The sequence below is a fragment of the Achromobacter sp. ACM03 genome, assembly GCF_014851665.1.
GTDB classification, from domain to species: domain Bacteria; phylum Pseudomonadota; class Gammaproteobacteria; order Burkholderiales; family Burkholderiaceae_B; genus Achromobacter; species Achromobacter aegrifaciens.
Window position 1 is genome coordinate 314,711 of the sequence record NZ_JACVAD010000005.1, and the last position, 15,514, is coordinate 330,224.

Here is a 15,514-nt window from a genome sequence, read left to right on the forward strand (position 1 = left end):
GTCGTGCTAGAATCTCGTTCTCTTCGGAGATGTGCCCGAGAGGCTGAAGGGGCTCCCCTGCTAAGGGAGTATGTGGCTAAAAACTGCATCGTGGGTTCGAATCCCACCATCTCCGCCAGATTCTCTCCGATCTGGCTTCGGTCAGCACCGGAGATAAAAAACCCGCAATCGCGCAAGTGATTGCGGGTTTTTTCATGGGCTCGCGGCGGGTCTGCGCCGCATGAGAAAATCGCTGATTCCCTTCCAGGCGCAGATCCCTTGAAACACCTGCTTGCCACGCTAGACCGGCTGAACGATTTCGATGAAGTCATCGATGTGCGCACGCCGCTCGAATTCGCCGATGACCATATTCCCGGCGCGATCAACGCGCCGGTGCTGAGCAATGAAGAGCGCGTGGTGGTGGGCACGCTGTACAAGCAGGTCTCGCCCTTCGAGGCCTCGCGCGTCGGTGCGGCGCTGGTGGCGCGCAATATTGCCGCGCATCTGGATACGACCTTTGCCGATCGGCGCCAGGGTTGGCGCCCGTTGATCTATTGCTGGCGCGGGGGCACGCGTTCCGGCTCCATGACGACGATGTTCAACATGATCGGGTGGCGCGCGCGGCAGCTGGACGGCGGCTACAAGACCTATCGGCAGGCCACGCTGGACGCGCTGGAAAGCCTGCCCGCGGGCTTGCGCTACATCGTGCTGGCCGGGCCCACTGGCAGCGGCAAGACGCGCTTGTTGAATGCATTGGGAGAGGCCGGCGCGCAGACGCTGGACCTGGAGCGCCTGGCCGCGCATCGCGGGTCGCTGCTGGGCGCCTGGGCCGGTGTTGCGCAGCCCTCGCAAAAGGGTTTCGACACGCGGCTTGCTCAGAGCTTGCGGGCGTTCGATGCGTCGCGGCCGGTGTTCGTCGAAGCGGAGAGCCGCAAGATCGGCGCGGTCGCGCTGCCCGCCGCGCTATTGAAGGCGGTGCATGCGAGCCCCTGCATCGAGGTCCGTTCCAGCCGCGAGGATCGCGCGGCCTTTCTGCAGCAGGACTACGCCCATCTGTTCGACGACCCTGCAACGTTCAAGGCGCAGCTTCAGCGCATGATCGGCCTGCACAGCCGCGAGCGCGTGAACGGCTGGCTGGCCTTGGTCGACAGCGGCGCGCGCGCCGAGCTGGCGCAGGAACTCATAGACCGGCACTACGATCCGGCCTATGCGCGCAGTTGCCATGCGCACTTCACGCAATTGCCGCAGGCGCTGCGCTTGGAATTCAGGCCCAATGACGGCGACGTGGTGGAGCAGGCGAGGGCGTTGCTGGCAAGAATGGATGCAAGGGCGGACGCCGCCTGACTGCGGTTCATCGCGGGCGCCGTGGTCGGATAAATCGGTGCCCAACTTGCGCGCTTCACGAAATAACGCTATTATTCAAGGCTTGCTTTCAAACGCGAATGCGCCCGTAGCTCAGCTGGATAGAGTACCTGGCTACGAACCAGGGGGTCGTAGGTTCGAATCCTGCCGGGCGCGCCAAGTTTGAAGTAAGTGCAGTAGAAAACGCAGTAAAAACAAACGCAGTAAAAACGGCAAGATTTTCTGATATAATTTTGCCTCTTTGCCGGAGCGCCCGTAGCTCAGCTGGATAGAGTACCTGGCTACGAACCAGGGGGTCGTAGGTTCGAATCCTGCCGGGCGCGCCAAGTTCACTTGGCCAATACAGCAAAGAAAATGGGAAGGCCTTTGATCTCGTATCGAAGGCCTTTTTGTTTTGCGCCGCCATCTAGAAGCGGATTGTCAGGCCCGCCATCGGCCCTTGCAGCACGGCGTCGAACTTGAAGCCGCCGCTGCTGTAGTCCACGCCCACTGCGCGATAGCCTATCGCCGCCGAGACATTCTTGCTGAAGTTGTAGCCGAGACCCAGGCCGACATCCCAATCCGCTTCTGCGCCGCCCGCGCCGATCAGGCCCCAGCCGGTGATGTAGTACTTTGAGCTCAGCATGTAGTTTCCGCGCACGCCCACCAGGCCGTCGACCCAGGTGGCGCCGTCGCTGCGCGTTCTGCCGTTCAGGTGCGAGCCCTTGAGCGTGATGTCGGTGTCGACCGACCAGACGCGCAGGCCTGCGACGACGTCCAGCTGATGCGGTGAATTTTCCAGCAAGGAATAGCCGACGCCGAGCAGTCCCGCGAACGTGGATGCCTTTACGTCCGCACTGGAGGCCAGGATGCCGCGCGGCGTATCTCCCTGTGTGCCGATCTTGGTGTAGATCAGGTCGCCGAATACGCTGTAGCGTCCTTTGCGCGCCTCGCCGATGAGCATCGCGCCGAAGTCGAGGTTATCGAACAGCTCGTCGAAGTCCGAGTGGATGTCGATGACGGGCGAGCGCGAATGGGATACCTTGCCGGAGAGGCCGGCAGCCCAGAAGTAGGGCGTGACCGAGAATTGCCATTCGTTCGAAGGCACGGTACCCGCTGCGGAAGCGGGCTCCGCTTCGGCGCCCAGCGCAGTCCCGGCTTGCAGCAGCCCGCAGATCAGGCAGCCCATGATTTTCTTTTTCATTGCAAACCCTCCCCAAACGGCAGGCGTGATGAATCGCATCCATCACGCCTGCGGTGAGCGCAAAACCGGCCAGGGGCCGGTGCGGCGTAACCCAGGTATCAGGTGACCCGTCTTACGGGAGGGATGGTCCAGGAGCCGTCGATGATCGACGGGTTGCTTTCATTGGGCCAGTAAAGACGCATCATCAGGATGAATGGGCCCTTGGGCGCAGGCAGCCAGTTCGACTCCATGTCCGGTCCGGGCGATTCATGCTGTATGAGCAGGTCGATCGAGCCGTCGGGCTTGGCCTTCAGGGGCTGGCGCGCGCTGATCGAGTAGCGGTTCAGCGGGTTGTCGACGAAAAAGTAGCGCGCGTCATACATCGTCAGCGACCAGAAGCCCGACACTGGCGGCGTAAGCCCCTTCTTGAAGGTCAGCACGTACTTCTCCGAGCCGTTGTAGGTGCGCTTGATGGCGCCGGTGTCTGACTTCAGGGACGTGGGATAAACGGCGTCCTGGGGGCGGTTGGCGCCCAGGCCGATCGCGGTGACCAGCGCCCGTTGGAGGTAGTTGGTGCCGTATATGCCCGTCTTGGTCGTGAAGCCCCAGCCATCCACGTCCTGGATGTCGCCGCCGCTGGACTTGAAGTGCGTCATGATGCGTCCGAAGCCCACCTGCGGAACGCGCTTCGCAATGTCGGGGTCGAGCTTGCTCTTGTCGAAGTCCTGTCCTGGCACGATGCCTATCGAAGCCATCTTCGCGACGATGGGCGCGTCGGCGGCACTGGGCGGATTGCGCTTGAGCAGCTGCGCAAACAAGCTGAAGTACTCGACCGCGTCCATGTTGTTGACCTGTTCGCGCACCGAGGTCTTCATGTCTATCGCAGGGTCGACCTTGCCCGCGGGCGGAGTCCAGTCCTTGCCCCATGCGCTCAAGGGACAGAGCTTCACTTCGTCCTGCAGCTTGTGCACTTGCGCATAGTCTTCCGGCGTGCCGGTGCAGTAGATGCGGCCCAGCAGCCACACGATGCTGGTGGGAGATTTGTACTGGACCATGCCTTGCGGAATCGAGCCCTCCCATCCGGGGCCGCTGACCACGAAGGTTTGCGCACCCGTGCCCGTGGTGCGCTTGCCAGGCACATCGAACACCGTCGTCCAACCGTCCAGCATCGGAAACAGGGCATAGCGTCCATTCATGTCGGGAAGGCTGACGACCCAGGGTTCGTCGCCGACGTCAAAGAAGGAAGTGGTGTACAGCGTGTCGGCGTTCGGCGCGGTCACGTCGCGGAACTTGGCGTCGGGATACTGGCGCAGCTTGATGAGATTCCCCATCGGCGCTCGCGTGCCCTTGGGCTCCGCAACGTTGGTGATGACTCTTCTGGTCATCTCCATGGTCACCAGGGGATAGGCGTAGATGTAGACATCGGTCGCCAGTCCGAACTGCTCGTCGCCTTCGGGCAGATCCGCGATCAGGCCATCGGCGGCCCGGGCGGCGGCGCCCAGGGCGCTGGTTGCGAGCAGAGCAAGACCACCTGCATTCAATGTGCGGCGCGTTAGCTTCATAGGATCACTCCAACGGACTCATGGGTTGAAAATCACGAAGTGCCGCGGCACAGGCCAAGCTGTGCCGCGAGATGCCTTGCTCTAGCGTTGTCGTACGTACTTGCCGATTTCCCGGGCTGCGCCCGAGGTCCATTCATCGATCAGCGGCTGCAGTTTGGACAGGCGGACGCCGCCCGCGCCCTGGGTGGCGTTGGCGACCTTTTCGCCCGTGCCACCCCGCACGGACGCATACAGCAATTCATCCGACATACTGTCCGTGACCCGCGACTCGATGGCGACGCTGGCGTTGCGCGCCATGCCTCCTTCCATGGCGGCGCGGGCCTCGGTCATTACCAACGCGACGGGAATGTATTGATAGGCTCGCAGCGCCTGCTCCGAGGTTCCCACCGCGGTGATGGCGATGCGGATACGGGCGACGCCGGGCCCGGCGCGATCGACCAGCCTCACCTGTTCGCCGACCTTGCGCCGCAGCGTCTCGTTGACCGCCATGCGTATCTCCGTGAGGGTTTCCATGGAAACGTCCGCGGATGGCTGAGGCTCCGGGTAGTACTCGATCGGATCAAGCCACACCGCGGCATAGCGAGACGCGTTGAAATCAGGATTCAGGTAGACCAGGCGGGTTCCGCCGTCGGGGGCGGGCATCTGGTGCAGAAGCGAGTAATCCGACAGGAAGCCGGACTCCGTTGTTTTTGGAGCGGTGGAACAGCCTGTGGCCAGGATCGCGGCAGCGAGGCCCAGAACGAACGCGCCCGAGGAATTCTTGGTGTCCATGCAAGTTCCTTCTGACAGATGGGGGGCAGGAGAGCCCCGACTGCAGGCGTCGGCGAGAGGTCCTGTGCAAAAGCTGCTTCTCCGCTCGTGGGCGCATTTTTTGTCCTATATGCACAGGAAACCAATTATTTTTCCAAGCGTGAAATTTCGCAACGCGGACGAGTGAACCGGGCTTTCTGAACTATTCCCTTTGTGCGCGTTTTGTGGAAGGAATCGCGCGGCCGAGGCGGGCCACGAATCGCGGGCGCGTGATTCGGACGCGGCGCGGACACAGGCTTCGGCCTGTCCGATTTGCGCACCCTTAATTTTTCATGGTATAAACACGCCTCTTTCGGAGCGCCCGTAGCTCAGCTGGATAGAGTACCTGGCTACGAACCAGGGGGTCGTAGGTTCGAATCCTGCCGGGCGCGCCAAGCTTCTTGCTTGGATGAAATGGAAAGAAAACGGAAAGGCCTTTGATCTTCGATCGAAGGCCTTTTTGTTTTGCGGCGCGGATTGCGCTTCAGTGCGTGGAGGCTGGTTCCGCGGCCCGGACCTGGTCTCGGGCCTTGTCATCTTCGTCGTCGAATCCCCAGTCTCCAACCGTGTACCAATCGTCTCCCAGGGTCTCTGCGGGATGCATGGTGCGGCCGGACCCGTTGCCGCAGGCCATCGAGTCGGTGGCGCAATAGCGGTCGCAGCCCCAGCATATGCGTTCGGGGTGCTTCGGGTGCAAGGGAAACTTCTTGGCCATGCGAAATGCCTGTTGACGGAGGGCGCCGCGATGGCGGCGCCGATCTTTCCGGATATATGTCCAGCGTACTGCCGGGCGCGCCCGAAATTCCTTGATCTGGCTCAAGCGCAGAGCCTGCGGCCCGATGCGCGCAGTATTGCGCGTCGGGCCGCGGTTCTGGGGAATTGGGGTGGAGAAAGCGCCGCCCGGTGAGGCGCGGCGCCGGTCTCATGCGCCTAATGGCGTCGTCGGTCCACCGCCGTCAAGGATGTGCCGCTCTTGAGCAGCTGGTAGGTCTGTCCGCCCAGCCACGCGACTTTTTCGCCCGTGCTGGTGCGGCATACGCAATGCGTCTTCGGATCGAAGCGCGAGGTGCCCAGCGCGGAATACGCGTCGGGGTCTGAGACGAATCGTTCAATGCGGTAGAGCGTGCCGTCCGGCGCGGTGGCGAGGACGTCGGTCAATCGTCTTGCGGTGCCGAGCATATGCGATACCTCCATGCGCGGGCCATTGGATATACGGCGCCAAAGTCGTTCAGGCACTTCAGTATGCCAGGGCGGGAAGCTTGATGTTCCCGCATCAGGCGCTAATGAAGGTGCCCTCCAAACGATGAATCGTCGAGCTGGTCGGGAGTGACGCCCAGGGCTTCGGATACGCGGTCCAGGATAACCTGCCTGGGCCGCGGGCGCGGCCGTTCCAGTTCGATATAGATGGAGTGGTCCACCCCCAGTCGTGCAGCCATATCAGCGGTGCTGATTTTGAGATGCTCACGCCAGGCGCGTATCAGGCTCCAGTCGTTGCCGGTTTTTAGATTGACGACAGCTAATGGTAAATGACTCTGCCCCTGCGCGGGTGTTTTGCGCGGGGCGGATTTTCTGCGGGCGTCGCGCAGGCTGCTCTTGGCGGCAGCGCTCTTGCGGGAATCGCCGCGAGGCGTGGTGGTAGCGATTTCGGCGGTGAAAATGGCGCCGCCGTTCAATTGGCGATACTGGTTGTCGCCGATCCAATGCAGGGCTTCACCGTTGTCGAGCATGCACTCGCAGTCCAGGTGATAGTTGCTGGGCATGCTCTCGAGTTGGGCGATGGTTTCCGCGGTCGTGGCGTGGCGCACCACGCGGTGCAAGACACCGTCTGGCGAGCGCACGAATACGTCGGGAAGTCTCCAGGAAAACGGAATGATAATCTCCACGGCCAAACCTATCCCGCCACTGTATCCCGGGGTGCGGGTGGTGGGATTTGGGGTTTCCCCTCGCCTGACTTGAGCGGATGATTGTGCGCCACATCAGCCCTCAACATCTTCACAAATCTTCACGCCGCGCGAGGCTATCATCGCCGCGTTGCCTGGGGTTTTGGGCGTACTGTCCGAGTGTTGCCGATGTCTCTGGCCGCGGCTGGAATCGTGGATGCGCGACCGCGCGCGAGCAGGGCGGCGTGGTGGGCCGTGCTGGCGTCGTGCGCGCTGCATGCGATGGTGGCGGGGCTGTGGTGGCGCGACCGGATAGAGCCCGCAGCGCGCGCGCCGGAATTGCCGTTCTACGTGGATCTGTTGCCCGCCCGGTCGCCGCCCCTGCCACAGGAACAGCCGGCGAAGGACGAGCCTGCGTCCGGATCGGCGCCTGCTCAGCCTGCCCGCGTCGACACGCCGTCGCCGGCCGTGGCTGCAGGGCAACGATCCGGCGCGCGCAGGACACCCGCGCCATCCGCGCCGAGGCTGGACAGGACACCCGTGCCACCGTCGGGCGCTGCGGATCTTTCGCGCGATTTCGGTTGGCGCCCCGAAGATGCGCAAGCGGCGGGCATGCCGCGCGCACGTGGCGAGCCCGTCGTGCGACTCGGACCCAAAGCGCCGGTCGAACAATCCGAGCTCGCGCGCGGCATCGCCAAGAGCGCGCGGCCGCCATGCAAGAACGCCCATGCGGACATGGGCTTGCTGGCCTTGCCGCTTCTGTTGGCGGATACCGTTACGGATCGGGGCTGCAAGTGGTGACGCCGAAGCCCTCGCTGCCTGCACGCGCGCCGCGGCGGCGCTGGAGGAATATCGAGATGCGTGCTTTTCATTTTCAATCTTGCCGCCAGTCCGATACGCTGCTCGCGCGGCCCGGGGCCTGTCAAGAATAGCCAAGCGCGATTACCTGGGTAGCGGCAGGGGCAAGCATGCGCGTCTGTCCTGAATCGTGGATACTATTTTTTCAATCTGGGATTTCCAGAATTCATGGAGAGACGCAATGCCCGAATCTCAAGGCGGCCTGGACAGGCTGCGCCGCTTCATCGCCGCCGCGACCCGGTTGGCCACGCCCACGGGCCTGGCACAGACGCCGGAGCTGCAGGCCGCGTTCGCCGATCTGGTGCGCCACGATGATTGGCTGCCCGAGGCCTGTACCGCGCCCCATCCGCAGTACTACCAGCAGTATCTGCTGCACTGCGATCCCCTGGAGCGCTTTTCGCTGGTGAGTTTCGTGTGGGGGCCGGGCCAGTTCACGCCGGTGCATGATCACGAGGTCTGGGGCTATGTGGGCATGCTGCGCGGGGCCGAGGTCAATCAACGCTATGTCCGCGGCAAGGACGGCAGCGTCGCGCCTGCGGGCGCCGCGACCACTTTGCAGCCGGGCGACATAGAACGCCTGTCGCCCGCCGAAGGCGACATCCACCGGGTCTCCAATGCCCACGCGGACCGCGTATCGATCAGCGTGCATCTCTACGGCGGCAACATCGGCGCCGTGTCGCGCCATGTGTATGACCCCGCGACCGGGCAGGCCAAGCCTTTCGTGTCGGGGTATTCGTCGGCCAGCTTGCCGAACCTGTGGGACCGCTCGGAAGCTGTGCGGGCCGCCATTGCCGGGGGCGCACGCTAGGGTCTGTTCGCGCGCGGCGTCCCATGCTATTTTCTTGTCCTAAATATTAGGAAAACAAAAAATGGACAAGACGCTGCTCAAAGGTCTGATGGTGCTGGAGGCGGTGACCGACGTGGACAATCCGCCGCGCACCATCGATGCGCTGGCCGCCCGGGTCGGACTGACTCGCAGCAACACGCACCGCACCTTGCAGACGCTGATACATGCGGGCTATGTGACCAAGGACGATGACGGCGGCGGCTATCGCGGCGCGGTCCGGCTGTTCGAGCTGGCGGCGCGTCAGCTTGCCCAACTGGACGTGCGCAAGCTGGCCGCGCCCTACATGCGCACGCTGGCCGACCAGACCGGCGAAACCGTGCACCTTTCCGTGCTCGACGGTTTCGACGTGGTCTACGTCGACAAGATCGACAGCCCCCAGCCGATACGCGCCTATTCGATGGTGGGCGGACGCGCGCCCGCCTATGCCGTCGCCACGGGCAAGGCGTTGCTGGCCTACCAGCCGGAAGGCTATGTCGAGCGCTACGCCGACAAGCTCGTGCGTCATACGCCGTCGACCATCGTGTCCATGCCGCTCTTGAAGGACGAACTGCGCAAGATCGCCCGCACCGGCTATGCGGTCAATCGCGGCGAATGGCGCGAAGGCGTGGGCGGGCTGGCCGTGACCTTGTTCAACAGCCTGGACCAGCCCGTGGCCGCCATCGGCATCTCCGGTCCGCTGGACCGCCTGAGCGCCGCTAGGATGAAGCAGCTGGCGCCGGACGTGGCTGCCTGTGCCCAGTCCATCTCGCAGGGGATGGGCTATCGCCGGGGCTATCTGGACCAGTAGCGGGCCGCGCCAGCACCGCGCTGATGCGCTGCGCCTGATCGCGGGCCAGCCGCGCATTGACATCCATGGACGTAGTCCAGAAGTACGTGCCGCCCGCGAGGCTACCCAACACCGAGATATCCGGCTCGATCCCGCCTGCGGCGTTCTTGAGGCATCCCGTGGCATAGTCCAGCGCCAGGCCGCCATGGGGATCGGGCTGCGCATGGCCCTCGCGCAATAGCGCGGACACCAGCGGGTCCTGCGTGCGCGGCGTGTCCACCGAGAAGCTGGTGGCATTGATCAGATAGCGGCTGGCATGAGTGCAGACGGCACCCGTCGCGTCGCGCAAGCGCGTGTGGAACAGGCCGCTGACGCTATCGTGGCGGCTGTCCAGATAACCGCCACAGACCTGCAGCTGGCCGTTCTGGAACAGGGCTTGCAGCTTCAATGCGTTGCGCATCGGAAAGGTGGCGCGCCGCGCCATCCACAGCGAACGCCATTGCGACTGGAAGCGGCTGCGCTCGGCTTGCGGCAGGAGATGCCAGATCAGGTCGACGGCGGCATTGGTGGCGGCCGCCACCGCCTGCCACGGGCGCGGGGCCTGGCCGGACCGACGTATCTCCTCGTCCAGTGCGACGTGGGCCTCGCCCTCCATGCCGAACACGTCCGCGGTTTCCAGGCTGCCGCCCAGCGCCAGGACTTCTTCCTGGAGCGCGGTGACGATGATGTCCAGCGACAGTGCGCCTCCATGCCTGGCGGCCAGGCGCGGAACGCCCTCCGGGCTCAGTTGTTGCAGCGTGTCCGGCGCGCGGTTGCTGGGGCTGCGCACGGAAGGCAGGCGGCCATTGCGCGATACGCACAGGATGGGGCCGCGATGGGCCGTCTGTTGCAAGGCGGCGATGGCGTCCACGGCGCTCAGGCTGGTGCCGATGATGCAGACCGGCGCGTCGGCGGCGATGCCGCGGGTCAGCGCCTGGACCGGGTAGGGGCTGTTGAAGTAGCCGGGCGCATCGCGTAATTCCGGAAACGCCTGCGAAGGCAGGTTGCCGTTGCACAGCACGGCGTAACGCGCCAGGAAGGGCGAACCCGGTTCCGCTTCGACCCCCACGCCTCCGCCAGGCAGCGGCGCCACGCGGCGGACCCGGCCGCGCACGTGCGTGAGCGTGATGCCCAGCGCGCGGGCTAGCCCGCAAGCCCGTCCGTAGACTGCGCGCATGTAGGCGCCGAACAGCGGGCGCGGCAGGAAGTCCGCTGGCGCTATCGAGTCCGCGCCCTGCGCGCGCAGCCAGGCGGGATCCTGGGCGCGCAGCCAGTCCACGAAATCCATCCTGTGATCGGCCCGCGCCGACATGTTGCCGGCGGGAATGTTGAGCAGGTTGCTGGGCAGATCCTCCTGGTAGGCCTCGCCCGCGCCCGGTTCGGCCTGCGGCTCGAACAGCGCGATCGTCAGCGCTCGTCCAGCGGCAGGTTCCAGCGAAAGCAGGAATTGATAGAGGAAGCTGACCGCCACCGAGCCGCCGCCGACGATGGCCAGGTCCGCCGCTTGCGGTGTCGTGTCGGGCGCCGTCATTTGGCCGCCGACAAGCGCACCACGTCGGCCCAGCGGGCGACTTCCTGCTTGAGCACGCGGCTGGTATCGGCGGGCGTGGTGGCCACGGCGTCGGCGCCCAGCTTCTGTGCGGCCTGCTGCACGGAAGCCATGGCCGCCGCCTTCTGCATGCCGGCCGAGAGCTTCTCCACCACGGCGGGCGGCGTGCCCGCGGGAGCCAGCAGCGCGTAGGTGGTCGCGACCGAGTAGTCCTTTACGCCCTGCTCGGCGAGCGTGGGCAGGTCCGGCAGCGCCGTGGCGCGCGTGGCGGTGGTGACGCCCAGCAGGCGGATCTTGCCGGTCGCGACCTGGGGCAGCAGCGCCGGCAGCGTTTCGATCACCATGTCGATCTGCCCGCCCAGCAGGTCGGTGATGGCGGGGCCGCTGCCGCGATACGGCACGTGCATGAGCCGGGTGCCGGTGACGACCTGGAAGAGTTCGCCTGCCATGTGCTGGGACGTGCCGGGGCCGGCCGAACCAAAGGTGATGGTGCCGGGCTTGCTCTTGGCCAGGGCGATCAGCTCCTGCACGTTCTTCGCGGAAATCTTGCTGCTGTTCACCGCCACGGCCATGGGCATGCTGGTGGCCATCGACACGCCGACGAAGGCGGTGCCGAAGTCGTAGCCGGGCTTGTCGGGCATGGCGGCATGGATTGCGTGGCTGCCCACGGCGCCCATCAGCAGGGTGTAGCCGTCGGCGGGCGATTTGGCCACGTACTCGGCGCCGATCTCTCCGCCCGCGCCCGCCTTGTTTTCCACCACCACGCTCTGTCCCAGGTAGTCGCCCAGGTGCTGCGCATAGATGCGCGCGGCCGCGTCCGTCGCGCCGCCGGGCGGGAAAGGGACCACCATGCGCACGGGTTTCGTCGGCCAGTTGTCGGCCGCGGCCGCGCCGCCTGCCAAAGCCAGCACCATGCCCGTCAGGGCAATGCGCCACATTTTTTTCATGGAAGTCTCCTTGGTGTCGGTGCGGGCCGTCCTATGCAGCGTCTCGGCCCTTTTTTAAAATCCTAAAATATAGGATTCAAGTATCAATAAATGATTTACTTAGAATTCCACACGGTGCTATGCTGGTCAACAATTAAGCACATCACCTAGGGAATGCACTAGGATTGACGCCAAAATACGCAAGCATGCGCCAGAGATGGGCTGGATGATGCCAGTCTTGAAGGTCAGCTCTTATAATGTTTTCTTTGTCCCAAATATTGAATTTTCATAACGAGAGGTCAGACATGACACCCAGTTCGGCGCTGGCCGGCATCACGGTGCTGGAGATTTGCAATGTCGCGGCGGGGCCTTTTTGCGGCATGTTGTTGGCGGACATGGGCGCCGACGTGATCAAGATCGAAAACCCCGAAGGCGGCGACACGCTGCGCAGCTGGCCGCCCATTTCCGACGGCTACAGCGAAAACTTCGCGTCCCTCAATCGCAACAAGCGTTCGGTGACCTTGAACCTGAAGGATCCCGGCGACCTGGCCTTGGCGCGCGATCTGGCGCTGGCCGCCGACGTGCTGATCGAGAACAACCGGCCGGGCGTGATGGACCGCCTGGGCCTGGGCTATGCGCAGCTGCGCGAGGCCAATCCCAAACTGGTCTATTGCTCGATCTCGGCCTACGGCCAGTCGGGGCCCCGTTCGCAGGAAGGCGGCTTCGACCTGACCATCCAGGCCATGAGCGGCATCATGAGCGTGACCGGCGAAGCGGGCGGCGAACCCGTGAAGTGCGGCGTGCCCGTGGCGGACTTTTCGGCCGGCCTGTACGGCGCCTTCGCCATCGCGTCTGCCTTGCGCGCGGCCCAGGCCAGCGGGCAGGGCACGCATATCGACGTGCCCATGCTGGGCGCCACCTTGGGCATCGCGGCCTTGCAGACCTCGGAGTTCTTCGGCAGCGGCAAGGATCCGGTCAAGCTGGGGTCGGCCCATCCGCGCAACGCGCCGTATCAGGCATTCCGCTGCAAGGGCGGCTACTTCGGCATGGCGGCGGGCAACCAGGCCTTGTGGAAGGGCGTCTGCGCAACGGTAGGCCGCGAGGACCTGCTGGCCGATCCGCGCTTTACGGACACCAGCGCCCGTGCGCGCAACCAGACGGCGTTGCGCGAGATCCTCGAGGCGATCTTCGAAGCCGAGGACGCGCAGACCTGGCTGGCGCGTTTCCGTGCGGCGGGCGTGCCTTGTGCGCCCATCAACACCTATTCCGAGGTGCTGGCGGATCCGCAGGTCGAGCACATGGGTTGGGTGCAGCCCGTGGACCTGCCCAACGGCGTGCGCACGCGCACCTTCGGCCTGCCGGTGCGCTTTGACGGCCAGACCACGGCCTTGCGCCGCCGGCCGCCGGCCTTGGGCGAACACAACGATGAAGTGCTGGGCGCGCTGCGCGCCGCCAGAAAGGAGACGGCGGCATGAGTGAGGTCCTGCGCATCGACAAACAGGGCGCGGCGCATGTGTTGACGCTGGCGCGGCCCGACAAGATGAATGCGCTGTCGGCGCCGCTGGTGGAGGCGCTGATCGCCGCATTGGACGAGGCCGAGGCAGGCGGCGCCCAGCTCATCGTCTTGAAGGGCGAGGGCAGGAATTTCAGCGCGGGCTTCGACTTCGGAGGTTGGCAGGAGCAGAGCGAAGGCGACCTGCTGCTGCGCTTCGTGCGCATCGAGATGCTGCTGCAGCGGCTGGCGGCTTCGCCGTGCCTGACGCTGGGGTTGGCGCATGGCCGCAACTTCGGCGCGGGCGTGGACTTGTTCGGCGCTTGCAAGTGGCGCGTCAGCGCGCCCGATGCCACGTTCCGCATGCCTGGGCTGAAGTTCGGCCTGGTGCTGGGCACGCGCCGTTACGCGGCCCTGGTCGGCGCCGAGCGGGCGCGCGCGGTGCTGGAGCAGGCGGCCACGTTCAGCGCGGAAGAAGCCTTGCGCGACGGCTTCGCCAGCCGACTTTCCGACGCTCAGGATTGGCATGCCGTCGAACGCGAGGCGCTGGACGCGGCGTCAGCGCTGAGCTGCGCCAGCCGTGTCCAGCTGTATGCGGCGCTGTCCTCTGAAACGCCGGATACCGATCTCGCCCGCCTGGTGCGCTCAGCCGCCCTGCCGGGATTGAAGGAGCGGGTGGCGGCTTATCTGCAGGCGCGTTGACCTAAGAAGAACACGCAGGGAAGGAGACATCATGGCATCGGGTTTCAATCAGAAGAACAAGCAGTGCACGCTGGCGGAGCTGGCGGCGTTGGTGCCCAACGGCGCGTCGATCGCCTTGGGCGGCAGCTTCCTGCACCGCGGACCGTTCGCCTTCGTGCGCGAACTGATCCGGCAGGGCCGGCGCGACCTGGAACTGGTCAAGCAGTCGCCAGGCTACGACGTGGACATCCTGTGCCGCGCGGGCGCGCTGCGCCGCGTGCGCGCCGGCATCGTCGCCATGGAAGGGAACTTCGGCCTGGCGCCCTGGTACCGCAAGGCGGTGGAGCGGCGCGAAATCGAACTTGAGGAACACGCGTGCGCCAGCCTAACGGCCGGCTTGCGTGCGGCGGCCTTCGGCGTGCCGTTCCAGCCTTGCGGCGGCCTGCATGGCAGCGGCCTGCCCGAACTCAATGGCTGGAAATGCCTGGACGATCCCTACGGCAGCGGTCAGAAGACCTGGGTGGTGCCGGCGATCCGGCCGGACTTCGCCGTGATCCATGCGTCCGAGGTGGACGCGCTGGGCAATGTGCGGGTGCATGGCACGGCGCATTGGGATCGCATCATGTCGCGCGCCGCGGGCAGCGTGCTGGTGGTGGCCGAGAAGGTGGTCGACAGCGCGGTGTTCGAGGCCAATCCGGAATCCACGCTGGTGCCGTTCTTCATGGTGCAGGCCTATGCCGTGGCGCCGCAGGGCGCATGGCCGGGATCCTGCTGGCCTGACTACGCCATCGACTATCCGGCAGTGGAGGCATACATGGACAAACACAGCGATCTGCAGGCGCACATGGCTGCGGCGCCCGAAGCGCGGGAGGTGCAGCATGGCTGAGCAATGGTCGGGTTTTTCCTACATCGTCACCAATCTGGCGCGTTTCATCCGGCCGGACGAGATCACCTTCAGCGGCGTGAATTCCACCATGCCCATGCTGGCCTGCCTGCTGGCCAAGCGCGCCTACGATTGGGACTTCGTCTACATCAACGTGGCCGGCGGCGTGAACCCGCGGCCCTCGCATGTGCCGATCTCCAGTTCCGACCCGGTGCTGGCCGAGCACACCGCGTCGATCTTCTCCAACGAAGACTTCTACGACCTGTGCACGCGCGGCCGTATGGATCTGACCTTTCTGGGCGCGGCGCAGATCGACGGCGCGGGCTGCGCCAACAACTCCTGCATCGGCGACTGGCATGAGCCCAAGGTGCGCCTGCCGGGCGGCGGTGGCGGCGCGGTGATGCTGCCCACGGCCAGGCGCGCCTGCACCTGGCGCACCGAGCACTCGCGGCGCACCTTCGTGCCGAAGCTGGACTTCATGACTTCCTGGGGCGGCTTCCACGGCGTGGTCACGCCGATCGCCGTGTTTGTCAAGCGCGACGGCCGGCTGGCCTTGCAGTCCTGGCACCCGGAATCCAGCCTGTCTGAAGTGCGCGAGCGCACGGGGTTCGAATTCGATGCGACGGGCGCCGAGCCGTCCGCGCTGCCCAGCGCAGCCGAGGCGCGCGCCTTGCGCGAGCTGGATCCCGACGGGCAGTTCGAACGCGACGCGGCCGTCGCGCTGCGCTAGGAGACTGCC

The 15,514-nt window shown here is 65.1% G+C and carries 16 protein-coding genes and 4 tRNA genes; 12 read left to right on the forward strand and 8 right to left on the reverse strand.

All coding sequences use genetic code 11. The annotated features are described in order from the left end of the window. Positions 1-25: 25 nt before the first annotated feature. The 4 genes from IB257_RS23170 (at position 26) to IB257_RS23185 (ending at position 1,667) form a co-directional block, all read left to right on the forward strand. A tRNA-Ser gene (locus IB257_RS23170) sits at positions 26-118 on the forward strand. 140 nt (positions 119-258) lie between these two features. After that, positions 259-1,323: a tRNA 2-selenouridine(34) synthase MnmH gene (mnmH, locus tag IB257_RS23175; protein ID WP_054453163.1), complete on the forward strand. Its 1,065-nt coding sequence runs from the start codon at positions 259-261 to the stop codon at positions 1,321-1,323. A 100-nt stretch (positions 1,324-1,423) separates the two neighbouring features. Next, positions 1,424-1,500 (forward strand) — tRNA-Arg (locus IB257_RS23180). A 90-nt stretch (positions 1,501-1,590) separates the two neighbouring features. Next, positions 1,591-1,667 (forward strand) — tRNA-Arg (locus IB257_RS23185). An 80-nt stretch (positions 1,668-1,747) separates the two neighbouring features. Here the strand turns inward: IB257_RS23185 and IB257_RS23190 are convergent. From IB257_RS23190 to IB257_RS23200, 3 genes are all read right to left on the reverse strand, one after another. Beyond that, on the reverse strand, positions 1,748-2,524 hold the full coding sequence (locus tag IB257_RS23190; RefSeq protein ID WP_054453162.1) for a hypothetical protein: 777 nt from the start codon (positions 2,522-2,524) through the stop codon (positions 1,748-1,750). Between the two features lie 98 nt (positions 2,525-2,622). Continuing rightward, positions 2,623-4,065: a DUF1254 domain-containing protein gene (locus IB257_RS23195; protein ID WP_192492883.1), complete on the reverse strand. Its 1,443-nt coding sequence runs from the start codon at positions 4,063-4,065 to the stop codon at positions 2,623-2,625. 81 nt (positions 4,066-4,146) lie between these two features. After that, complete coding sequence (locus IB257_RS23200) at positions 4,147-4,836, reverse strand: DUF3313 domain-containing protein (protein ID WP_054453158.1); 690 nt, start codon at positions 4,834-4,836, stop codon at positions 4,147-4,149. Between the two features lie 336 nt (positions 4,837-5,172). Between IB257_RS23200 and IB257_RS23205 the strand changes: the two genes are divergently transcribed. Next, positions 5,173-5,249, forward strand: a tRNA-Arg gene (locus IB257_RS23205). An 89-nt stretch (positions 5,250-5,338) separates the two neighbouring features. Here the strand turns inward: IB257_RS23205 and IB257_RS23210 are convergent. The 3 genes from IB257_RS23210 to IB257_RS23220 form a co-directional block, all read right to left on the reverse strand. Next, a complete protein-coding gene (locus IB257_RS23210) occupies positions 5,339-5,569 on the reverse strand; it encodes a DUF3079 domain-containing protein (RefSeq protein WP_054453156.1) in 231 nt (76 codons plus the stop codon). Between the two features lie 215 nt (positions 5,570-5,784). Continuing rightward, positions 5,785-6,012 (reverse strand): hypothetical protein, encoded by a 228-nt coding sequence (locus IB257_RS23215; RefSeq protein WP_054453154.1) that lies wholly within the window; start codon positions 6,010-6,012, stop codon positions 5,785-5,787. Positions 6,013-6,134: 122 nt separating this feature from the next. Continuing rightward, positions 6,135-6,737 carry a helix-turn-helix domain-containing protein gene (locus IB257_RS23220; RefSeq protein ID WP_192492884.1) on the reverse strand — a complete coding sequence of 201 codons (603 nt, stop codon included), beginning with the start codon at positions 6,735-6,737 and terminating at the stop codon, positions 6,135-6,137. A gap of 186 nt (positions 6,738-6,923) precedes the next feature. Here IB257_RS23220 and IB257_RS23225 point away from each other — a divergent pair, with 186 nt between their 5' ends. The 3 genes from IB257_RS23225 to IB257_RS23235 all read left to right on the forward strand — a co-directional run bounded on the left by IB257_RS23225 (position 6,924) and on the right by IB257_RS23235 (position 9,226). Further along, positions 6,924-7,535, forward strand: a complete 612-nt coding sequence (locus IB257_RS23225; RefSeq protein ID WP_192492885.1) for a hypothetical protein — start codon at positions 6,924-6,926, stop codon at positions 7,533-7,535. 238 nt (positions 7,536-7,773) lie between these two features. Next, positions 7,774-8,400 (forward strand): cysteine dioxygenase, encoded by a 627-nt coding sequence (locus IB257_RS23230; RefSeq protein ID WP_119450048.1) that lies wholly within the window; start codon positions 7,774-7,776, stop codon positions 8,398-8,400. 61 nt (positions 8,401-8,461) lie between these two features. After that, on the forward strand, positions 8,462-9,226 hold the full coding sequence (locus tag IB257_RS23235) for an IclR family transcriptional regulator (RefSeq protein WP_082400883.1): 765 nt from the start codon (positions 8,462-8,464) through the stop codon (positions 9,224-9,226). On the opposite strand, the gene IB257_RS23240 is transcribed toward IB257_RS23235, so the two are convergent. Together IB257_RS23240 and IB257_RS23245 are read right to left on the reverse strand one after the other, a co-directional pair. Then, complete coding sequence (locus IB257_RS23240) at positions 9,135-10,775, reverse strand: FAD/NAD(P)-binding protein (RefSeq protein WP_192492886.1); 1,641 nt, start codon at positions 10,773-10,775, stop codon at positions 9,135-9,137. The two genes, IB257_RS23235 and IB257_RS23240, sit on opposite strands and share 92 nt — an antisense overlap. Continuing rightward, positions 10,772-11,740, reverse strand: coding sequence for a tripartite tricarboxylate transporter substrate binding protein (locus tag IB257_RS23245; RefSeq protein WP_054453146.1), 969 nt, complete (start codon positions 11,738-11,740; stop codon positions 10,772-10,774). Before IB257_RS23245 ends, IB257_RS23240 begins: the two co-directional genes overlap by 4 nt. Before the next feature lie 284 nt (positions 11,741-12,024). On the opposite strand from IB257_RS23245, the gene IB257_RS23250 reads away from it, so the two are divergent. Genes IB257_RS23250 through IB257_RS23265 form a run of 4 tightly spaced genes read left to right on the forward strand, consistent with a single transcriptional unit; the run spans position 12,025 to position 15,505 of the window. Beyond that, positions 12,025-13,194, forward strand: coding sequence for a CaiB/BaiF CoA-transferase family protein (locus tag IB257_RS23250; RefSeq protein WP_175164074.1), 1,170 nt, complete (start codon positions 12,025-12,027; stop codon positions 13,192-13,194). After that, entirely contained in the window at positions 13,191-13,913 is a 723-nt protein-coding gene (locus IB257_RS23255) for an enoyl-CoA hydratase/isomerase family protein (protein WP_054453143.1), read from the forward strand. Before IB257_RS23250 ends, IB257_RS23255 begins: the two co-directional genes overlap by 4 nt. 31 nt (positions 13,914-13,944) lie before the next feature. Next, on the forward strand, positions 13,945-14,778 hold the full coding sequence (locus IB257_RS23260; protein ID WP_054453140.1) for a CoA transferase subunit A: 834 nt from the start codon (positions 13,945-13,947) through the stop codon (positions 14,776-14,778). After that, positions 14,771-15,505, forward strand: a complete 735-nt coding sequence (locus tag IB257_RS23265) for a CoA-transferase subunit beta (RefSeq protein ID WP_054453138.1) — start codon at positions 14,771-14,773, stop codon at positions 15,503-15,505. The genes IB257_RS23260 and IB257_RS23265 overlap by 8 nt, the downstream gene beginning before the upstream one ends. Positions 15,506-15,514: the final 9 nt, after the last annotated feature.

Coding starts and splice junctions, on each gene's coding strand:
- IB257_RS23200 (WP_054453158.1), bottom strand. CDS start 4,836: ATGGACACCAAGAATTCCTCGGGCGCGTTCGTTCTGGGCCTCGCTGCC.
- IB257_RS23250 (WP_175164074.1), top strand. CDS start 12,025: ATGACACCCAGTTCGGCGCTGGCCGGCATCACGGTGCTGGAGATTTGC.
- IB257_RS23235 (WP_082400883.1), top strand. CDS start 8,462: ATGGACAAGACGCTGCTCAAAGGTCTGATGGTGCTGGAGGCGGTGACC.
- IB257_RS23230 (WP_119450048.1), top strand. CDS start 7,774: ATGCCCGAATCTCAAGGCGGCCTGGACAGGCTGCGCCGCTTCATCGCC.
- IB257_RS23225 (WP_192492885.1), top strand. CDS start 6,924: ATGTCTCTGGCCGCGGCTGGAATCGTGGATGCGCGACCGCGCGCGAGC.
- IB257_RS23245 (WP_054453146.1), bottom strand. CDS start 11,740: ATGAAAAAAATGTGGCGCATTGCCCTGACGGGCATGGTGCTGGCTTTG.
- IB257_RS23255 (WP_054453143.1), top strand. CDS start 13,191: ATGAGTGAGGTCCTGCGCATCGACAAACAGGGCGCGGCGCATGTGTTG.
- IB257_RS23260 (WP_054453140.1), top strand. CDS start 13,945: ATGGCATCGGGTTTCAATCAGAAGAACAAGCAGTGCACGCTGGCGGAG.
- IB257_RS23265 (WP_054453138.1), top strand. CDS start 14,771: ATGGCTGAGCAATGGTCGGGTTTTTCCTACATCGTCACCAATCTGGCG.
- IB257_RS23240 (WP_192492886.1), bottom strand. CDS start 10,775: ATGACGGCGCCCGACACGACACCGCAAGCGGCGGACCTGGCCATCGTC.
- IB257_RS23210 (WP_054453156.1), bottom strand. CDS start 5,569: ATGGCCAAGAAGTTTCCCTTGCACCCGAAGCACCCCGAACGCATATGC.
- IB257_RS23190 (WP_054453162.1), bottom strand. CDS start 2,524: ATGAAAAAGAAAATCATGGGCTGCCTGATCTGCGGGCTGCTGCAAGCC.
- IB257_RS23195 (WP_192492883.1), bottom strand. CDS start 4,065: ATGAAGCTAACGCGCCGCACATTGAATGCAGGTGGTCTTGCTCTGCTC.